Consider the following 18,677-nt stretch of genomic DNA (forward strand, 5'->3'; position numbering starts at 1 on the left):
AATGTGGCAGGATCGTGTAGTCTTAAGATGACGTTTATATAATGTTTCATCTTGGGCTACTTGCCTATTCTGTCCTCTTCTATATGCCGGAGACCTGCATGCAGAACCGCCTTGCTCGCATTATGCTGGATCATGAAACCTCTATACCGTTATACCAGCAGTTAGAGCAGGCCTTTCGACAGCAGATCCTTGCCGGCCTATGGAACACGGGCGATGTGCTGCCTTCAGAGCGTGTGCTGGCCGAAGTGCTGAACGTGTCTCGCGTTACGGTGCGCAAGGCGTTGGACAGTCTACATACCAAAGGGATGATCGAACGCCGTCACGGCGCAGGCAACTACATCTCCCCTCAGGCAGACCTTATTCGTGATCAGCATACGCTGACACGTTTGGAGGGGCTGACGGAGATGCTGAAGGCGCGCGGCTATCATCCATCCTCTGAATGGTTGGTGCGCGATGTCCGTGTGCCGCCTACCGATTGCCTTGTACGGCTGGGGCTTCAGCCTGAAACTCCCGTTGCCTTCCTAAAGCGCAAGCGCATGGCCGATCAGCAGGTCGTGGCCGTCAACGATCACTATATCGCTGCCGACCTGCTGCCGTGCCCCGACGCGTTGCAGGAATCGCTGTACGGCTACCTTGATCAGCAGGGCACACCTATTACGCGCGCACTGCAGCAGGTCAGTGCCATCAATGCTTCTCCTCCCTTGTCTGCACTGCTTGATGTACCCGAAGGTACGGCACTGCTGAAATCTATCCGTACGGGCTATCTGTTGACTGGCCGCCCCGTTGAACTGACGGAAACGTGGTGCCGTACGGACTGCTATGACTTCATGATCGAAATCACGCGCTGATACCACGTATACGTGGCGGGTGAGGTGCGTCGTCATCATGCGGCACTGCACAACGTCCCAGCTTTGCGCACGGTCACTTTCACTTGCAGGATGAACAGTCATGACATGATGACTCACGTGAAAGGAACGCTATATGCTGCATGCTGCTGCGCTTATCATCCGACGGCTCCGCATTGCAATGGTGGTGGTGCTGGGACTCAGCATTACCCACTGTTCACCCTTGTCTGCTCCCGTGCCTCGCCTTGATCTGAGCGATGAAGAGCACATGCTGATTTCGATACAGCATATGGAGGAGGCGCTGCCCGACGACCAGCGGGAAACGTTCGAGCGAGCCTTACAGCGGTTGGTAACATCGCTGACCCTGCAAGATATTAATCGCTGGGCCGCCGCACCCAGCTCTGCGCCCATATTATCGCTGACTTACCTCAATGGCTTGAGTGCAGAAGAGGTTATGGCAAAGGCAAGGCAGCTTGCGCCTTAACGTGGTGCGCATTTCTCCTCTTTATTCAGCCCCTTCGCAAGACCCGTTCCTCGCGATGTGTCGTTCTGGCAGACCCTGAATATCTCTTCCTCGTCAAGGTGTTAACACTGCTTCATTCCACGTGAAGAGGGTGTTTTTGAGCGCTTATTGCAGCTTTGACATGCTTTCCTTTTCTTTTCGAAAGCACATCTTGTGCACAGTCTTCTAAAAAACGGTCGATATATGTCAGATAACGTCATGTTTTGTCTAGATTAAGGGGGCAGCCTTGCCGTATCATCGTGACTCGCTTAGAAAAATGACCTTCAAGACGGTGTCTTCTCGCATGCTGCGCTTTCTATTAACCAGTACACTCGCCACGCTTATCTGCACGCTTGTTGGGTGCCAGCGAGAACCTGCCATTGACCTGAGTAGCTCTGAGAGCTATCTCCTATCCTTGCAGCGCATCAAGGCTTCTCTGTCTCCAGAACAGAGTATGAAGCTGGACGCAGCCATCGAGTCCATCACGCAATACGAAATCCAGAATGCGCTCCAGCACTGTGCACAGCCACGCCTGTGCACCAAGGATGTCATCAACGCTCGCCTGCATCAGGCCCTTCATGGGCGCACGGCGCATGACATCCTCAACACTGAACATGAATATGCGTTGAATCAAATGCATGCCTAATACGGGCGTTCTTGCCGCAAAGGGATGTGTGGCAAAACCTCGTTCCGTTGTACCGTGATCCTCTGCACCAAGACTGTGCCGCTATTCTTTCCGTTGTTTCCTTCCGTTCGGTAATGCCGCCTTCGTTTGCCTTCTTCGGCCGCCCCCTGTCGTGTTCGCACGCGCCTCATGCTCTACCCGCTGTTCTCTGTTCTGCTCTGATGCTCACCTCGGCCTGTGAAAAAGGCTGGCATGTTTCATGCAATGCCATAAAGGAACAATCGAAACGGTCAAGCCTTCACCAGGCCCAGTGATAAACGACCATAGGCTGCCTGGTACTCATGAGCATGGAGAGTGATACCGATGACCTCCTTTACTGCAACGAGCACTCGACGTCGCGTTCGGCACGCGGCTTCTTCCTCTTCGCCTCGCGAGGATACGCACCTTGGTAATGGCCTGAGCAGCCGCCAAATCACCATGATTTCCATTGGCGGTGTCATAGGCGCAGGCCTGTTTGTCGGGTCTTCCAATGCCATCATGACCGCTGGCCCCGCGGTGCTGCTGGCCTATCTCGTGGCCGCTGGCATCATCATCCTGGTCATGAAAATGCTGGGTGAAATGGCCACGGCATTTCCTACGACTGGTTCTTTTTCTTCCTATGCTGACTGCACGCTCGGACGCTGGGCGGGTTTTACCATCGGCTGGTTGTACTGGTGGTTCTATGTACTGCTGGTGCCAATAGAGTCCATCGTGGCGGGCAATATTCTGGCCAGTTGGTTCGGTGGCCCATCAGCGCTGTATTCAGTCGGAATGATCGCTATCCTGACGCTGTGCAATAGTCTGCATGTCAAGATGTTCGGTGAAGCGGAGTACTGGCTCTCGCTGTTCAAGGTCATCGCTATTTGTCTATTCATCATTCTTGGTGCTCTGGCCATTCTGGGCTGGCTGCCGTTCTCACCGGCTCAAGGGCTGCACAATCTGACCGAACACGGTGGTTTCTTCCCGCAGGGCGGTGTTTCTGTCGTTACGGCGCTGTTGGTGGCTATGTTCAGTTTCCAGGGAACTGAAATCGTGACTATTGCCGCTGCGGAATCGGATAATCCGCGTGGCAACGTGCGCAAGGCTATCCGTTCGGTCGTATGGCGTCTGGGCTTGTTCTATATCGGCTCCATCTTCGTTGTGGTCTGCATCGTGCCGTGGAATACGCCTGAGCTGGCGCAGGGTTCCTATCAGGCTGCGCTCAAGGCGATGAATATTCCTTATGCGGCGGGCATCATGAGCGTTGTTGTGCTTGTTTCGGTAGTGAGCTGCCTCAACTCGGCGATCTATACCGGTTCGCGCATGTCCTTCTCGCTCGCTTCGCGCGGTGATGCACCCAAGCGTTGGGCCATGACGCACGGTGAAGGTGTGCCGCGCTGGGCCATCTTTTCGACGTCGGGTGTGTCGTTGGTCATCACGCTGCTGAATTTCGTGGTGCCAGAAGGAGCCTTCAACATTCTACTGTCGACCAGTGGGGCGATTGCTCTGTTAATGTACCTGGTCATTGCTATCACTCAGCTAAAGATGCGCGTTATGAATGATCGTCACGGCATTACGCCGCCGGTGCGTATGTGGGCATTTCCCTATCTGACATGGCTGGCCATTCTGACTATCGCGGCAATTCTGGGCTTGATGTCGTTCCTGCCCGGTCATCGACTGGAGGTCATTGCTACACTGGTCATTACCTGTGTGACGGCGTGCGTAGGGTACTGGTTGCAGAAGCGTCAGCCGGAAGTGTCGGCGAAGCGCCATGTCTTTTTGGGCGCGGACGAGGCTGTGCTCGCCGATTGACGTTGCTTGGCTATGCACACTATCAAATGCAAAAAGGGAATGTTTCACATGAAACATTCCCTTTTTTGTTGTGGGTATGATCCGATATCAGCGTACCGTTCTTGTTGTGATGGCGGGGCGCTGAGCGTAGCGGATCACGACGGTTGGTATGGGTAGCAAGCGTCATGGGCCTTGTCCATGGTGCCCATGACGCGTGGCGATCAGCTTTCCTTTGCCAGTCGGAAGCGTTCGACGAGGCTGGCCATGTCCGCGGCTTGCCCTTCAAGCGAGGTCATGGAAGAAGACGCTTGTTCCACCAGCGTGGCGTTCTGCTGGGTAACACCGTCCATTTCCGTGACGACCTGGCTGACCTGACGGATGCCCATAGCCTGCTCTTTGGATGCCGCCGCGATATCCGCAATCAGTTGGTTAACTTGGGTGATGCTCTTCACGGCCTCTTCGATCGTATTACCTGCCGTGTGCGCAACCTGGCCCCCAGACTTGATCTGGGTCGTTACGCCGTCGATCAGGGTGCGAATGGAGCGGGCGGAGTCGGCAGATCGGGTTGCCAACATGCGAACTTCGCCAGCCACAACGGCAAAGCCTCGTCCGTGTTCCCCGGCTCTTGCCGCTTCGATTGATGCGTTGAGAGCCAGAAGATTGGTCTGGAACGAAATGCTGTCGATCATGCCAACGATGGACGCGATTTCTTCGGCGCGCGTCGCAATATCGTTCATGTTGTCGACGACCTGACGCATCTCCTGTCCGCCGTTGCGGGCGATATCCGCCGCATCCGCCGACAGTGCCGAGACCTGTGCCGTATTGGTCGTGTTGTGTTCTACCGTCGATGACAGTTCATCAACACTGGCCGCGGCTTCTTCCAGCGATGCTGCCTGCTGTTCGGTACGGCTGGCCAGATCTTGGTTGCGTGTAACCAGATCCCGGACGTGGTCGTGCAGCTTGATGCTGTTGTTACGTACCTGACCGACGATCATGCCTAGATCGGACTGCATATCACGCAGCGTTGAGAACAAGCGACCGATTTCATTGCGTCCGCGGTCATGGATCGGCTCGCTCAGATTGCCCTGCGCAATCTGGCGGAAGCGGTCCTGAATTTCATCCAGCGGCTTGATGATCATGCGGCGAACGCCGATGAAGATGATGCCGCACACCAGCGCACTGAACAGCCCGCTGAACGCCATGATGTAGTAACTCAAGCGCACCTGCTGACGGCTTTTTTGAGAGACATCGGCTTGGTGCTTTTCACGTACGGTCTGAATCGCTTCGACGGATTTGACCAGCTGTGGATCGATGTTCTTTGCACCCAGCGTCAACTGATCGGCCTTGGTGATCTCATTGTTATGCAGTGCCGCAAGGGTGGGCAGAATGGATTGGTCGATCAGCTTCTGACGAGCGGCTACCAGCGAATCCAGCATTTCGGGAGAGTCGTCTTCTTGCTGACGGAAGTGATCAAGCTGCTGATCGGACAACTGTAGCAATTCTTTGATGCGCGCTTCCTGCTGGCGGAATTCTTCCGTGTCTTTCATGACCGCGGCGGAAACAGCACGGTGCAGTGCGATGCGTGATAGGTGCAAATACCCCATGCTGCTTTCTAGGGTTCGTGTCAGTTTCAGCTCTTTTTCCGCGGCCTGGCTTAATTCTTCTGATTCATGAAGTACCACGGAGTTGGTGCCAATAATGAGCGCAAACAGAAGCAAGATGCCCCCCAGCGCTACCGTTAGCAATGTCGATAGCTTCCTGTCTTGCATTTTCATGGTCGGTCTACCTTTGTTAGGCGTGGGCCATTTGTTCTCCAAGTCAACTGCTGTTATCGGCTAGAACATCGTCGTGCTTGACGGGATCAGCATGTAAAAAGCAAGGAAACGACAATAAGTGGCGCCTTCCTGTGCCTTCGGCTCACAACTGGAATCACTAGCGACGTGTTACCTAAAAGAAATAACCTGCCTGCGCCTTCTGCAAAGGGGGTTTGATGTGTTCATTTACTTGTCTTGGGAATAGATAAAATGAAAGGCATGAAAACAGGTATGGCGGCGCTGGGAATGGCCCTTATGTGTGCTTCCATTCATTACGCTTCTGCAGGTCAGGTTCAGACGGCATCCGATGCCAAAATCACGCTCAACGGTGGCAAGTCCTATCTCTACAATAACCAGTGGGGACGCGGTGAAGTGCCGAATGGCACGCAGGAAATCTACTACAACAGTGATAGCGACAACGGCTGGCGCTGGAAATGGCCCAGTTCCACAACGTCCGTCAAAGGATATCCTTCTGCAGTTACCGGCTGGCACTGGACGGCTGGCTATACACCCAACAGCGGTCTCCCCGTCAAACTGTCCGCACACAAACGCGTCGATACCAACGTAAGCTATGCGTTCAAGAACGCGACGGGTGCCTACAATGCGGCCTATGACCTGTGGTTCCACACGACCAATGCGGCAACGTGGGCCAATGCGCCGACGGATGAAGTAATGGTCTGGTTGAATCGCAGCGGTGGCGTTACGCCGGCGGGTAGCTACAAGGAAACCGTTACGCTGGCAGGCACGCAGTGGGATCTGTATGTCGGTCATGTCTCTTCGTGGAACGTCTATTCGTTCGTACGCAAGGTGCCGACCACTTCGGCGTCGCTGAACATGACGAACTTCACTGACTATTTGGTCAACAAACAGTACCTGAGCAAGGACAAGTACCTAAGCAGCGTCGAGTTCGGTACCGAAATCTACAATGGTTCTGGCGCATTCCGCCTGCTCAAACGTGATGTGAATGTCCGATAGCATGTAGTGTTGTGCACGACGATTCGCTCTATCAGGATCTACCTCTGTGTCGAACAGACGGGCCGTTCACTCCCAGTCTGTTACCCTCAAAAAAAACGCCGCCCATGGATGGGGCGGCGTTTCCTGTCATATGACGACGTAACAATCGCGCTCGTTACAGCAGCGAGATATCCGCTACGGCCAAGAACAGCGCATGAAGGCGCGCCAGCAGCGCCAAGCGGTTGTTACGGATCTTCTCATCTTCCGCCATGACCATGACGTCTTCGAAGAAGGCATCGACCGGCTCGCGCAGCGTTGCCAAACGATCCAGCGCTTCGTTGTAGCGTGCTTCCGCAAACATCGGTGCTGTTTCTGCTTCCAGCACGGTTAGGGCGTCCAGCAGCGCCTGTTCGGCCTTGTGCTCGAACAGTGTCGGGTCGACATTGGTCGTCGGTACGCCGCCTTCCAGTTTGGCCAGAATGTTGCCGACACGCTTATTCGCCGCGGCCAGTGCACGGGCTTCTTCGCGTTCGTTGAAAGCCTTGACGGCCTGCAGGCGGCGAGCGAAGTCGAGTGGGCGGGTGACGTTGCGCGCACGTACGGATTGATAGACTTCAGCTGAAATGCCTTCATCCGCAGCCCAGCCACGCAGACGTTCGAGCATATAGTCGAGCACGTCGTTGACCAGTACGGCGTTGTTGTCACCGTCAAGAGAGGTGTGTTGGTCGACGGCGATCTGCAGCAGCTCGCGCAGGTCGAGGTCGTATTCACCCTTGATGATGATGTTGAGTACACCGATGGTAGCGCGACGCAAGGCAAACGGGTCTTTGGCCCCGGTCGGACGCTGGCCGATGCCGAAGATACCCGTCAGGGTGTCCAGACGGTCAGCCAGTGCCAATGCCACACCCGTTTTCGAGGACGGGATGCTGTCCTGCGCGAAGCGCGGCAGGTACTGCTGCTGAATGGCTTCCGCGACGTCGGCCGGCTCACCGTCTTCACGCGCGTAATAGGTCCCCATAATCCCCTGCAGTTCAGGGAATTCGAGCACCATTTCGGTGTTCAGGTCACATTTGGCGAGCTGAGCGGCACGGCGTGCATGTGTCGGTTCGCCACCGATGCGGTTGGCGATTTCGGCGGCGACGACTTCGATGCGACGGCTTTTATCCGCCAGCGTTCCCAGACGGCGCTGGAACACTACGTCTTCAAGGCCGGCGCGGCGGCTGTCTAACGTAGAACGGCGGTCGGTCTCGAAGAAGAACGCCGCATCGGCCAGACGCGGACGAATGACGCGCTCGTTACCGGCAACGACCTGTGCCGGATCACGGCTTTCGAGGTTGGCGATAGTGATGAACTTCGGCAGCAGCTGGCCGTTGGCATCCAGCAGGTGGAAATACTTCTGGTTGGCCTTCATCGAGGAGATCAAGCATTCCTGCGGCACTTCAAGGAAGCGCTCGTCGAAGCTACCGGTCAGCGCGACAGGCCATTCGACCAGACCGGTGACCTCTTGCAGCAGGTCGTCGTCAATGACAGCGTGTCCGCCCGTTTGCTGGGCTTCGGTTTCGACCTGCTGACGGATGATCGCGCTGCGACGAGCAGCATCGGCGATGACATAGCCTTTCTGTTCGAGCACGGTTTCGTACTCGTCAGCGTTGGCCAGTTCGATCGGTGCTTCGCAGTGAATGCGATGACCCAATGTCGTGCGGCCCGAGGTCAGTTCCAACGCGGTAGCCGGAACGACTTCCGTTCCGTACAGCGCAACCAGCCAGTGCACCGGACGAGAGAAGGCCGTGCGGGAAGCCCCCCAGCGCATGTATTTCGGTACTGGCAGGCCTGCAATGGCTTGTTCGATCATTTGCGGCAGCAGGGTCGTGGTCGCTTCCCCTTTGCGTTGGCTGCGATAGCCGATACGCGGGCCTTTGTCCGTTTCGATGGTCATCAGATCATCGACAGTGACGCCCAGAGAGGAGGCAAAACCTTCAGCGGCCTTGGTTGGTTTTCCATCACGGAAAGCAGCGGCAACGGCCGGTCCAAGACGCTCTACATCTCGATCAGGCTGCTGGGAAGCGAGCTTTTCGATCTTGACGGCCAAGCGGCGCGGCGTTGCAAATGCGTGCACGTCGCCATGAGCGATGTCAGCGGCGGCCAAGTTGGCTTTCAGGCTGTCGGCAAAGGCGCGGGACAGAGGTTCGAGTGCGAACGGCGGCAGTTCTTCGCAGCCGAGCTCGACCAGAAATGTGGATTCGGATGACATGTTCAAGCCTTCTGTTCTTCTGATGCCGCGCCTGCGGCGGATTCTTCGGCGGAGGACAGCAGCTGCGCGCGCAGCTCTGGATCGGCCAGCGGGAAGCCAGCGGCCTCACGGGATTCGTAATAGAGCTGAGCGACGTCGCGGGCCATGGTACGTACACGCAGGATGTAGCGCTGGCGTTCGGTAACGGAAACGGCGTGACGAGCGTCGAGCAGGTTGAAGGTATGCGATGCCTTCAAGACCTTTTCATAGGCGGGCAGCGGCAGACGCGCTTCGAGCAGTGCGTTGCAGGCTTTCTCTGCGTTATCGAAGTCGTTGAAGAGGACATCGACGTCGGCGTGTTCAAAGTTGTAAGCCGACTGCTCTTTCTCGTTCTGCAGATAGACGTCGCCATAGGTGACGCGTGTGCCGTCCGGCGCGATTGACCAGACGAGGTCGTAGACGCTGTCGACGCCTTGCAGGTACATGGCCAGACGTTCGAGACCGTACGTCAACTCACCGGTGACAGGGAAGCATTCGATCCCGCCGACTTGCTGGAAATAGGTGAACTGGGTCACTTCCATGCCGTTCAGCCACACTTCCCAGCCCAGACCCCATGCGCCCAGCGTCGGTGATTCCCAGTTGTCTTCGACAAAACGGATGTCGTGGATGGCCGGGTCGAGGCCGAGGTGTTTCAGCGAGCCCAGATACAGGTCCTGAATGTTCTCGGGAGACGGCTTCATTACGACCTGGAACTGATAATAGTGCTGCAGACGGTTGGGGTTTTCACCGTAGCGACCATCGGTAGGACGGCGCGAGGGCTGAACGTAAGCCGCGCTCCACCGTTCCGGCCCGATCGCACGAAGGAAGGTCGCCGGGTGAAACGTACCAGCGCCGACCTCCATGTCCAGCGGCTGCATGATTACGCAGCCCTGCTCGGCCCAATACCGCTGCAGGGCAAGGATCAGGCCCTGAAAGGTTGTCACGTCTGGCGTCGGCTGTGTCATGTGCGTATGTCCGGCTTGTGAAACTTGGAAAAAGGAGGTTGTCATGATTTAACAGACCCACAAGTATACAATTGTCCCCAATGGGGTTATAGGGCCGATTGTCGCCCAATGACGCCCCACACCCGCAGAATGAGGTAGGAAACGCGCGCCTCATGAGTCAAACCTTCACGAAAGAACAGGTTATGCTAAGCAGATATCTGCTGGGTGCCATCGTTTTCAATGTCGCGAGAGTGAGTGGCCGATAACCTTCACTATCGCATTTCATTTAGCTTTCAGGTGTGGGTATTTGTTCAGGCCCATCACGGAGAATGTCTCATGATCGTAGTTACTGGTGGTGCTGGCTTCATCGGCTCCAATATCGTCAAGGCCCTCAACGAGCGTGGCATTACCGATATCATCGTGGTCGACGATCTCAAGGATGGTACTAAATTCGTCAATTTGGTTGACTGCAATATCGCCGACTATCTCGATCTCGACGACTTCCGCGCCCGCGTAGCGCGTGATGAACTGCCGACACTCGACGCCATCTTCCACGAAGGGGCGTGCTCAGCCACGACCGAGTGGGACGGCAAGTACATGATGGACAACAACTACGCGTATACCAAAGAACTGTTCCATTACTGCCAGAAGCATCGTATTCCTTTCTACTATGCATCCTCCGCAGCGACCTACGGTAACACGGCGACATTCCGTGAAACGCCTGAGTTTGAAGGTCCGCTGAACGTTTATGGCTACTCCAAACTGCTGTTCGATCAGTATCTGCGCCGCCATATGGATACGCTGACGGCACCGGTAGTGGGTTTCCGCTATTTCAACGTCTATGGTCCGCGTGAGCAGCACAAGGGCAGCATGGCCAGTGTGGCGTTCCATCACTACCAGCAGGTACTACGCGGCGAATCACCGAAGCTGTTTGGGCCGTACGATGGCTACGAAGCAGGCATGCAGAGCCGCGATTTCATTTACGTCGGTGACGTGGTTGCGGCCAACCTGTGGTGTCTCGATCATCCGGAAGTGTCCGGCATCTTCAACCTGGGTACGGGCCGTGCAGAGCCGTTCCGCGCCATCGCCGATACGGTCATCACGTTCTTCGGCAAGGGCGATATCGAATTCATCGACTTCCCTGAGCATCTGAAAGGACGCTACCAGAGCTACACCTGTGCCGACATGAGCAAGCTGCGTGGTATGGGCTTCGACCATGAGTTCAAGACAGTCGAGCAGGGTGTCACGGCGTATCTCGAATGGCTGACTTCACGTGACTGACATGAGCGGTAGCGAACGTATGGGCAAGCGCATTCTCATCGTCGGGCCTTCGTGGGTCGGCGATATGGTGATGGCGCAGAGCCTGCTGAAGATATTGAAGGCCCAAGATCCCCAGTGCGTCATCGACGTGCTGGGACCCGCATGGTCGGCACCGATCATTGAACGGATGCCCGAAGCACGCCGGGCGCTGACTCTGCGCGTCGGCCACGGTGATCTGGCGCTGAGGGAACGCTGGCGTTTCGGGCGCAGCCTGAAGGGCGAGTACGATCAGGCCATCGTGCTGCCGCGCTCGCTGAAGTCAGCGCTGGTGCCGTGGTTTGCGGGGGTGCCTGTGCGGGTTGGCTTTACGGGCGAGCAGCGCTACGGAATTCTCAACCAGCGTCGCGACCTCGATAAAGCGGTACTTGATCAGACGGTGAAGCGTTTTGTATCGCTGGGCCTGCCAAAGGGCGAGGCCTATCCGCCCCGTGAGATGCCTTTTCCTGCGCTGCGCGTCGATGCCGACAACCAAGCTCGCCTGCGTGAGGCGTTGGATTTTGCGGCAGTCGATCTACTGGATCGCCCCTTGGTTGCACTGATGCCCGGTGCGGAATACGGCCCGGCCAAGCAATGGCCGCTGGCGCACTTTCATGCCACGGCGCAGGCACTGGTGGAGCGGGGTTATGGCGTGCTGGTGCTGGGTGGTCCTAAGGATGTCAACGCGGGACAGCAGGTCGCCGGTGAGCTGCCTCATACGCTGAATTTGTGCGGTAAGACGGCACTTGCTGATGCCGTGGATTTGCTCGGCATGTGCGAGCAGGTCGTCAGCAATGATTCTGGGCTCATGCACGTGGCGGCTGCTGTTGGCGTTCATGTGCAGGGGATCTATGGGTCTTCTTCACCGCGCTACACGCCGCCGCTGACGCACAATGCTGATATCCACTGGCTGGCGCTGGACTGTTCACCCTGCTTCAAGCGTGTGTGTCCCTTGGGGCATACCGACTGCCTTCATCAGCTGTCAGTCACGCGGGTCGTAAAGGCCATCGACACCTATCGGATCGAGCAGTCCACTATTCTCGCGCGGGAGACCCCATGACCTTAACCGTAGCGCTGATCGTCAAGAACGAAGCCGAGCACCTTGAGCGCTGTCTGAGCACGCTCACATGGGCCGATGAAATCGTCGTGGTCGACAGCGGCAGCACCGACGCTACCTGCGAAATCGCTCGTCGCTATACCGACAAGGTGTTCGTCTATAACGATTGGCAAGGGTTTGGTGTCCAGCGCCAGCGGGCCGAGCGGCACGCGACGGGTGACTGGCTGTTGATGGTCGATGCTGACGAGCGCGTAACGCCAGCGCTACGTGCCAACATCGAAGATGCACTGCATGGTGAAGCGGCGATCTACCGACTGCCGCGTCTGACGTGGTGCTTTGGGGCATGGATTCGGCACAGTGGTTGGTATCCCGATCGTGTCGCGCGCCTCTATCCTCGCGAACAGGCCGGCTACGATGCGGCACTGGTGCATGAAAAGCTGGAGAACGTGCACCGGTTGCCCGTGCATGATCTGGACGGAGACCTGCTCCACTATAGCTATCGTGATCTTCGCCACTACCTAGAGAAGTCGGCGCACTACGCACAGGCGTGGGCTGAACAGCGTGCAGCACGCGGCAAGACAGGTAGCCTGCTGGGCGGTGTCGGACACGCACTGGGCTGCTTTCTGCGCATGTACGTGCTGAAAGCGGGCTTCTTGGATGGTAAGGCCGGGTTCCTACTGGCCGTGCTGTCCGCGCACTCGACGTTCGCCAAATACGCTGATCTGTGGATTCGTACCAAGGCTCCGAAGTCGCCAGATCGTTGAGGCGCAGGTCGGGGAGCATGCCTTACGGTCTGCTAGGCGAGCGCTTCGCTTCCTCAACAGACGACACGCAAGTGTGCGTGCCTAGTCTGGTGTTTTTGTCCGCATCGCAACTGATTTTGAGTGATGCTTTCCACCATCGAAAAGGCCGCCCTTTAAAGGGGCGGCCTTTTGTCTGTAGAGCATGCGCTGGGCGCTAGCCTTTAGAACGTTTCCCAGTCATCGTCCGATGAGCTGGTCAACACAGGCTCATCTTTGGCCGGTGTCTTGTGCTCAGCGGAAGGTGCGCTGTGTTTAACGCTGGGCTCGGTCTTGGCATGTGCCTTGGGGCTAGACGTTGTCGTACTGATCTTGCGCGTTGCCATGGTCGGTTTCCCATGACGATCATCTTCGACGTCACCTACTTCAAAAACGCGTACCAGCTCGACCATATCGGCGGCTTGCTGGTGCAGGTTAGCGGCAGCGGAGGCGCTTTCTTCTACCAGTGCGGCGTTCTGTTGTGTCATCTGGTCCATCTGAACGACCGCAGTGCCAACCTGAGATACCCCTTCGCTCTGCTCGTGAGACGCAGAACTGATTTCACTCATGATGTCAGTCAAACGTGTGATGACATCGGTCACGTTGTGCATGGCTTTACCGGCGTCACCGACCAGTGACGTGCCTTCACGAATGCCCGTAACGCTCTCGTTGATCAATCCGCTGATCTGGCGAGATGCATCGGCGCTACGCTGTGCCAGGTTGCGCACTTCTGAGGCGACCACGGCAAATCCGCGACCCTGTTCGCCCGCGCGAGCCGCTTCGATGGACGCGTTGAGGGCCAGCAAGTTGGTCTGGAAGGCAATACTGTCGATCAGTGAAATGATATCGACGATTTTCTGAGCGCCGTCGTTGAGGTCGTTCATGCGATGAACCACGCGTTCAACGACCTGACCGCCATCGTGAGCCACCTTAGCGGCTTCCTGTGCGAGGTTATCGGCGTTCTGAGCATTGCTGGCGTTCTGCTTGACGGTAGAGCCCAGTTCTTCCATGGCAGACGCGGTTTCTTCCAGCGCGGATGCCTGCTGTTCGGTACGAGAAGAAAGATCTTGGTTGCCCTGCGCAATCTGGGCACTGGCCGACGCCACGTGATCCGCGTTGCGGCGTACGGCCGCGACGGTGACGGATAGCCCTTTCTGCATATCATCCATAGCGCGCAGCAGGTCGCCCACTTCGTTGGTCAGATCGGTACCTTCGATCTTGTGGCTGAGGTCGCCACGTGCGATGCGTTGGGATGCGGCAATGAGCTGATCGAAGATCAGACGGAAGTAGCGGCTCAAAAGGAAGCCCGCTGCGACAGCAAATAGCAGTGCGATGATGCTGCCAAGGATCATTACTGTGGTTGCGTTGGACAGCGTGCCGCGCACATTGACCGACACCTCAGTAGAGCGGGCTTTTTCGGCCGCATACAGATCATCGAAGATCTTGTTCATCTGGCGGAACTGGTCGCGCTGCTCACCGATAGCCTTGGCCGATGCTTCTTTGTACTGCTGATGATCCAGCATAGTGATGATGGCCTGGTGATTCACCAGGATGCGGTTCCAGCTATCTTCAAGCGTCTGCAAGCGCTGGCGCTGTATGTCGCTTAGCGGCAGGGCGCGATAGCGGCTCAGTGCCTCAGTAACGTTGGCCGGGTTTTCTGAGAAGCTTTTGAGAAGAGGGTCGCGCATGCGAGCGTCATTCCAGTACTGAAGCGCTTCGATCTCACCAATGCGCATACTTTGCACGGCATTGTTCAGCCGGTTGACGAAGCGTGTACCTGGTACGCGAACATCGAGTATCTCGTTCATTCCCGATCGAACGGAGCTCATGCCGTTCAACACGGTTACCATAAGAATTAGTAATATGCCGAGTAGGACAGCAAATGTTGCACCTAAACGCATCGATAATCGAAGGTTCGCCAGTTTCATAAGAGCGGTTTCCTCAACGGCGGTCATGAGTCCGCATGAGCCAGATAAAAGCTCGTCATTCCCACGGCCATAGGCAGGTTATTGATATTGGGTCCCTGCCCGCAGCTATCGGCAGAAGCAAAGGGTTGCTTTAGTTGCAGGCGTGGCTGCTGGCGTGTTTTCCGAATAGTAATCGCCCACCTATCCCTGCGGAAAATAAGGAAAAGTGGTGTAATGCCATAGCCTTACCCTCCTGTAAAATGCGACTTCTCTTTTACAAATGAAAAGTTTGCCCGGATGTGAAAAACTGTGGGCATTCTCGAAGATTCGATTCGAATGGTGGCGGTGGGCATGAGACCGGTGCTCGTTGCGGCCATTCGCCATGACAGGAAAAGAAGAAGATGTCGATGCCAACCCCCCTGTTGATCAAGGGTGGCATGATCGTCAATGCTGATCGCTCATGGCGCGCTGATGTGCTGTGCGTGAACGGCAAGATTGTTGCTGTCGGTGAAGATCTCGACGATCAGGCACCACCTGGTACTCAATTGCTGGATGCTACGGGTCAATACGTCATGCCGGGCGGCATTGATCCCCATACCTATTTAGCCACGTCTCTACGGGAGCCTGCGGCGGCAGACGATTTTTTCGATGGCACGGCGGCAGCGCTCGCCGGTGGCACGACCACGGTACTGGATACGATTCATCCCTTGCCGGGTCAATCACTGATGGAGGCCTATCACGACCACCGCCGGCAAGCTGAGCGTGCCGTGTGCAGCTATGGCTTCCATGCCACCATCACACATTGGGATAAACAGATGCAGCGCGATGTCGCCGCGCTGACAAAGGAAGGCATCAACAGCTTTAGTCATTACATGGGGTACGATGAGCTGTTGATGTGTGACGATGCCGTGCTAATGCAGAGTTTCGCCTGTCTGTTAGAGCTGGGCGTCATGCCCATTGTGCACGCCGAAAACGGTGTTTTGGCGCGGCAGCTGCAACGTACGCTGTTTAGCAAGGGGTTGCGGTCACCGTCGTGCTACCCATTGGCGCATCCTGCCGCCATCGAAGGGGAAGCCACGCAGCGAGCTATCACCGTTGCAGAGCTGGCAGGCGTACCTCTGTATCTGGCTAACGTTTCTTGTCAGGCCTCTATCGAGGCGATCGGGCGTGCGCATGAGCGCGGGCTGCGTGTGTACGGCGAAGCCCCTGTGGCTAACCTGATGCTGTCGTCAAAAGTGTATGAGAACACGGATCAGATCAAGGCTGCCCTGCACATTACGGCACCTCCTTTCCGTGATCTTGATGACCAGCGCGCTCTGTGGAAGGCATCCGGTCAAGGGTGGCTGCATACGCTGGGGTCTCATCACCAGCCTTTCCATCGAGAAGACAAGACGCGCCATCTTGATGCCTTCGATCACGTGCCCGTGGGCTGTGGCGCGCTCGAAGAGCGCATGGCGCTGTGTTGGCACGCTGGCATTAACAGCGGCCGTCTGACGCCGAGCCAGTTTGTGGCATTGACCTCGACGCGAACCGCCAGGCTGTTCCACCTCTACCCTCACAAGGGTGTGATCTGCCAGGGAGCGGACGCGGATATCGTTCTGTGGGATCCTGAAGCGCATCATTCGTGGTCGGCAGTGACCCATCATTCGCGTAGCGATAACAGTCTTTATGAAGGGCTGACCACTAAGGGCATGGCATCGGTTACGGTCTGCGGTGGCCATGTTGTCTGGCAAGGCGGTCAGTTGCGGGTAACGCGTGGAATGGGGGCTTGGTTGCCGAGAGCGCCCTTTGCCCCCCAGTGTGCGGTCGCCCGAGCCTTCCACCGTCGCCATACTCAGCTTTGATACCCTCTCTCATGCAGAAGCCCCCTTGCTGCCGAAACAGCAAGGGGGAAGGCCACATGACGTTGGTATCTCTATGAGATGACCGAGTCGACACTCCTGACGTTGGGATCCGCTTTATCCCTCTGTCATCGAGACATTACGCGTCCTGCACACGGAAGACCTGTACGGTTTCCTGCAGTTTGCGTGCCTGCTCGTACAGGCTTGCTGCTGCCGCTGCACTTTCTTCTACCAGCGCGGCGTTCTGCTGTGTTGTCTGGTCCATCTGGGTGACCGCCGTACCAACCTGCGTTACCCCTTGGTTCTGTTCGTAACTGGCAGAGCTGATCTCGCCCATGATGTCTTTCAGGTTGTTTACCGTACTGACGACTTCTTCAATGGTCGTACCGGCTTCGTTGGCCAGTTCCGTACCCGAACGGATGCTGTTGACACTTTCGGTGATCAGACCGCCGATCTCGCGAGAGGCTTCAGCACTGCGCTGGGCCAGATTGCGCACTTCGGAAGCGACGACGGCAAAGCCACGACCCTGTTCACCGGCACGTGCCGCTTCGACGGACGCGTTGAGTGCCAGCAGGTTGGTCTGGAAGGCAATGCTGTCCAGCAGCGAGATCACTTCGACGACGCGGTTTGCGCCTTCGTTGATATCGTGCATGCGCGTTACAACGCGTTTGACGATATCACCGCCGTCATTGGCAACCTTGGAAGCATCCTGTGCCAAGCGATCGGCATTCATGGCGTTGTCGGTGTTCTGCTTGATGGTCGCGCTCAGCTCATCCATCGCAGAGGCCGTTTCTTCCAGTGCCGCTGCCTGCTGTTCCGTGCGAGAAGACAGGTCGGCGTTGCCGCGCGAGATCTGCTCGCTGCCCGCGGCTACACCATCAGCGTTCTGACGGACGGCCGCAACCGTGAAGGACAGTGACGAACGCATTTCATCCATCGCATTCAGCAGCTGACCCACTTCGTTGGTAAGTTCACGCCCTTCTACCTGGTTGACCAGATCGCCAGAGGCAATACGACGTGCTGCTGCGATGGCTTGACGGAAGGCATCCAGCAGATAGCGGATCAGGAACCAGCTTGCGATAGCGGCAAAGATGACCGCCAGCAGGCAGCCCGCCCACAGCAGGTGGAAGGACAGCGAGAAGTCCTTGCGTGTAGCAATCGTGGCTTCTTTGGACCATGTCAGTTCGCGTTGGGTAAGCTCGGTCAGCACATCTTCAATGGTCTGGCGCAGTTCGCTACCTTTGCCCAGCAGCAAACGATCCACTTCTTCACTTTTGCCTTCATGCGTCATGGTGATGATCTGAGCATGGAAGGCGCTGATGTTGTCCCAAGACTTATCGAGACGCTCGCCCAGATACTTGCTGTCATCATCCAGCATGTCTTTGTACTGATCGATCGCCACATTGAACTTGTCGATAGTGGTCTGCATGCTCTTTTCCAGTGCCTGCTTCTCAGCGAGAGGCATGGAATAGGTGTACTTGAGTTCGTTGAGGCGAAGGCTCAGGGCATAGCTACGCAGATCGCCGAGCAGCTGAGTGCTGGGCAGGCGTCTTTCTGCAATATTGGTGGTCTGGCTTTCAACGCTACTCATGCGAACGAACGTTAGACCGGCAAGTCCAATCATCAGCGCAAGCAGAATTGCAAACGTCGATATCAAGCGAGTGGATATTTTCATATTGCTGGCATTCATGGGGCGTCGTTCCCTAATAGACAGGAGCAGAGCGCAGTGGGGGTAAACCTGCGCTCTTTATTGCAGGGGATTTGGGGGATGATGACCCTTCTGGTCATGATGATTTATCGACGCTTGTTAACGATTCCTTTACATTTCTACACAAAAAAAATAATTATTTTTTAAATGTCATTGAGAACTTTCGGTTATATGGGTATTTATACATGAGGTATATTTATTAATTAAAGAAATAGCCTGCTATAGATGAGCTGTGCTCAATAATTAAAAAGCGATGATAACCCCGCTTTTATAATGTCCCTAAACTCCCAATGTATTGGATAGAATGGCGCTATGCTTGACGGCCTT

The 18,677-nt window shown here is 56.2% G+C and carries 14 protein-coding genes and 1 pseudogene; 9 read left to right on the plus strand and 6 right to left on the minus strand.

Annotation, left to right across the window (positions count from 1 at the left end):
- Positions 1-98 precede the first annotated feature (98 nt).
- From ZBT109_RS00425 to ZBT109_RS00440, 4 genes are all read left to right on the plus strand, one after another.
- On the plus strand, positions 99-848 hold the full coding sequence (locus ZBT109_RS00425; RefSeq protein WP_169733984.1) for a GntR family transcriptional regulator: 750 nt from the start codon (positions 99-101) through the stop codon (positions 846-848).
- Positions 849-981: 133 nt separating this feature from the next.
- Positions 982-1,329 (plus strand): DUF6694 family lipoprotein, encoded by a 348-nt coding sequence (locus ZBT109_RS00430; RefSeq protein WP_027704426.1) that lies wholly within the window; start codon positions 982-984, stop codon positions 1,327-1,329.
- Between the two features lie 265 nt (positions 1,330-1,594).
- A complete protein-coding gene (locus ZBT109_RS00435; RefSeq protein WP_156934022.1) occupies positions 1,595-1,993 on the plus strand; it encodes a DUF6694 family lipoprotein in 399 nt (132 codons plus the stop codon).
- Positions 1,994-2,335: 342 nt separating this feature from the next.
- Entirely contained in the window at positions 2,336-3,802 is a 1,467-nt protein-coding gene (locus ZBT109_RS00440; protein ID WP_051523636.1) for an amino acid permease, read from the plus strand.
- A 200-nt stretch (positions 3,803-4,002) separates the two neighbouring features.
- Here ZBT109_RS00440 and ZBT109_RS14255 read toward each other — a convergent pair whose 3' ends face one another.
- On the minus strand, positions 4,003-4,794 hold the full coding sequence (locus ZBT109_RS14255) for a methyl-accepting chemotaxis protein (protein WP_456300746.1): 792 nt from the start codon (positions 4,792-4,794) through the stop codon (positions 4,003-4,005).
- Positions 4,795-5,556 (minus strand): annotated as a pseudogene (locus ZBT109_RS14260) (Tar ligand binding domain-containing protein); the annotation flags it as partial.
- Between the two features lie 249 nt (positions 5,557-5,805).
- On the opposite strand from ZBT109_RS14260, the gene ZBT109_RS00450 reads away from it, so the two are divergent.
- Entirely contained in the window at positions 5,806-6,570 is a 765-nt protein-coding gene (locus ZBT109_RS00450; protein ID WP_051523637.1) for a GH12 family glycosyl hydrolase domain-containing protein, read from the plus strand.
- Between the two features lie 154 nt (positions 6,571-6,724).
- On the opposite strand, the gene glyS is transcribed toward ZBT109_RS00450, so the two are convergent.
- Positions 6,725-8,800: a glycine--tRNA ligase subunit beta gene (gene glyS / locus ZBT109_RS00455; RefSeq protein ID WP_027704430.1), complete on the minus strand. Its 2,076-nt coding sequence runs from the start codon at positions 8,798-8,800 to the stop codon at positions 6,725-6,727.
- A 2-nt stretch (positions 8,801-8,802) separates the two neighbouring features.
- Positions 8,803-9,783: a glycine--tRNA ligase subunit alpha gene (gene glyQ / locus ZBT109_RS00460; RefSeq protein ID WP_027704431.1), complete on the minus strand. Its 981-nt coding sequence runs from the start codon at positions 9,781-9,783 to the stop codon at positions 8,803-8,805.
- 315 nt (positions 9,784-10,098) lie between these two features.
- On the opposite strand from glyQ, the gene rfaD reads away from it, so the two are divergent.
- The 3 genes from rfaD to ZBT109_RS00475 are packed head-to-tail and all read left to right on the plus strand — an operon-like array spanning position 10,099 to position 12,879.
- Positions 10,099-11,043, plus strand: a complete 945-nt coding sequence (rfaD, locus tag ZBT109_RS00465) for an ADP-glyceromanno-heptose 6-epimerase (RefSeq protein WP_027704432.1) — start codon at positions 10,099-10,101, stop codon at positions 11,041-11,043.
- 1 nt (position 11,044) lies between these two features.
- Complete coding sequence (waaF, locus tag ZBT109_RS00470; RefSeq protein WP_038277542.1) at positions 11,045-12,118, plus strand: lipopolysaccharide heptosyltransferase II; 1,074 nt, start codon at positions 11,045-11,047, stop codon at positions 12,116-12,118.
- The gene (locus ZBT109_RS00475; protein WP_027704433.1) at positions 12,115-12,879 is read left to right on the plus strand and encodes a glycosyltransferase family 2 protein; all 765 of its coding nucleotides are present in this window, start codon (positions 12,115-12,117) and stop codon (positions 12,877-12,879) included. Before waaF ends, ZBT109_RS00475 begins: the two co-directional genes overlap by 4 nt.
- Positions 12,880-13,079: 200 nt before the next feature.
- Here the strand turns inward: ZBT109_RS00475 and ZBT109_RS00480 are convergent, their stop codons facing one another.
- Positions 13,080-14,849, minus strand: a complete 1,770-nt coding sequence (locus tag ZBT109_RS00480; RefSeq protein ID WP_084261705.1) for a methyl-accepting chemotaxis protein — start codon at positions 14,847-14,849, stop codon at positions 13,080-13,082.
- Positions 14,850-15,202: 353 nt separating this feature from the next.
- Here ZBT109_RS00480 and hydA point away from each other — a divergent pair, with 353 nt between their 5' ends.
- A complete protein-coding gene (hydA, locus tag ZBT109_RS00485) occupies positions 15,203-16,645 on the plus strand; it encodes a dihydropyrimidinase (protein WP_120185309.1) in 1,443 nt (480 codons plus the stop codon).
- A 136-nt stretch (positions 16,646-16,781) separates the two neighbouring features.
- Here the strand turns inward: hydA and ZBT109_RS00490 are convergent, their stop codons facing one another.
- Complete coding sequence (locus tag ZBT109_RS00490) at positions 16,782-18,332, minus strand: methyl-accepting chemotaxis protein (protein WP_051523639.1); 1,551 nt, start codon at positions 18,330-18,332, stop codon at positions 16,782-16,784.
- Positions 18,333-18,677: the final 345 nt, after the last annotated feature.

It is taken from the genome of Zymobacter palmae (genome assembly GCF_003610015.1).
In the GTDB taxonomy this organism is placed as follows: Bacteria; Pseudomonadota; Gammaproteobacteria; order Pseudomonadales; family Halomonadaceae; genus Zymobacter; species Zymobacter palmae.